Here is a 791-nt window from a genome sequence, read left to right as displayed (position 1 = left end):
GGACCCTTCTACCGAGAAGCTGAAAACCGAGTTTTCCGGCGTGAATCGCAGCTTTATTCCGCTGCAAGCGGTGATCCGCATTGATGCCGTGACGGAGAAAGGGGCGGCCCGTATTTCCGAGCTGGGTGATAATGTCACCGCTTTCCCTTTCCTTCCTGGGAAAAAGCCCTGATGTCGTGGGAAATATCCCACTGGTGGTCTTTGGTTGTCAGCCTGATCCTGTTTCTCGGGTGGCGGCAGTTCCTGCGGCAACGACGCCAGCGCGCAGCGGACGATGCCGCGCCACTGCGCACGGTAGAGGCCGAGCTCGTCGCGCTGCGCGCCATAGCGCTGGCTCGCCCCACGCGCGCGCAACCGATGAATCCCGATCTTCCGGTGCGCTATCAGGCGACGTTTAGGCTATTGCCCGCAGGAGAAAACATCACCTGCTACCTGAGCGAGGCCCAGTATCAGGCGCTGGCGTTGGGTATGACGGGCAGGTTGCAGGTACAGGGCTCACGCTTTGTGTCCTTCGTACCCGCATAGGACTATTTTTTTGTCCCGCTAGTGGGCTGGACACCCTTCATCTTTTTTTGCCACGCCAGCAGTTCAAATACGCCGAACAGAAAAATACGTGCTTCCAGCGCGCGGCTCAGTGGCCCCTGTTCTTTACCGTGGCTGGCGCGTAACAACAGCACCTGAAAACCGTGCATCAACAGCGTAAACCCCATTGCAACCATCATGAAGATGTTCAGCGGGCGGGGAAAGGGCGCAATCAGGTTGGTGATTAAAAAGCCCCACACACCGATCAT

General features: G+C 57.8%; 3 protein-coding genes. 2 read left to right on the top strand and 1 reads right to left on the bottom strand.

Going from position 1 to position 791, the window contains the following annotated elements:
* The coding region (locus J5224_RS31985) for a DUF1820 family protein (RefSeq protein WP_264628986.1) at positions 1 to 172 on the top strand (172 nt) is incomplete at its 5' end.
* Positions 172 to 525, top strand: a complete 354-nt coding sequence (locus J5224_RS31980) for a DUF2500 domain-containing protein (protein ID WP_264628985.1) — start codon at positions 172 to 174, stop codon at positions 523 to 525. The genes J5224_RS31985 and J5224_RS31980, both read left to right, overlap by 1 nt.
* A gap of 2 nt (positions 526 to 527) precedes the next feature.
* Here J5224_RS31980 and J5224_RS31975 read toward each other — a convergent pair.
* Positions 528 to 791, bottom strand: a 264-nt coding sequence (locus J5224_RS31975; RefSeq protein WP_264628984.1) for a DUF1145 domain-containing protein, incomplete at its 5' end; no start/stop codon positions are given.

The sequence above is a fragment of the Candidatus Symbiopectobacterium sp. NZEC135 genome, assembly GCF_025962695.1.
The sequence above is the reverse complement of the archived record's forward strand: the minus strand, read 5'-3'. Positions and strand labels throughout refer to the sequence as shown.

Bases quoted from the DNA above. Each gene is read 5' to 3' on its own strand.
- J5224_RS31980 (WP_264628985.1), top strand. From the start codon at position 172: ATGTCGTGGGAAATATCCCACTGGTGGTCTTTGGTTGTCAGCCTGATC.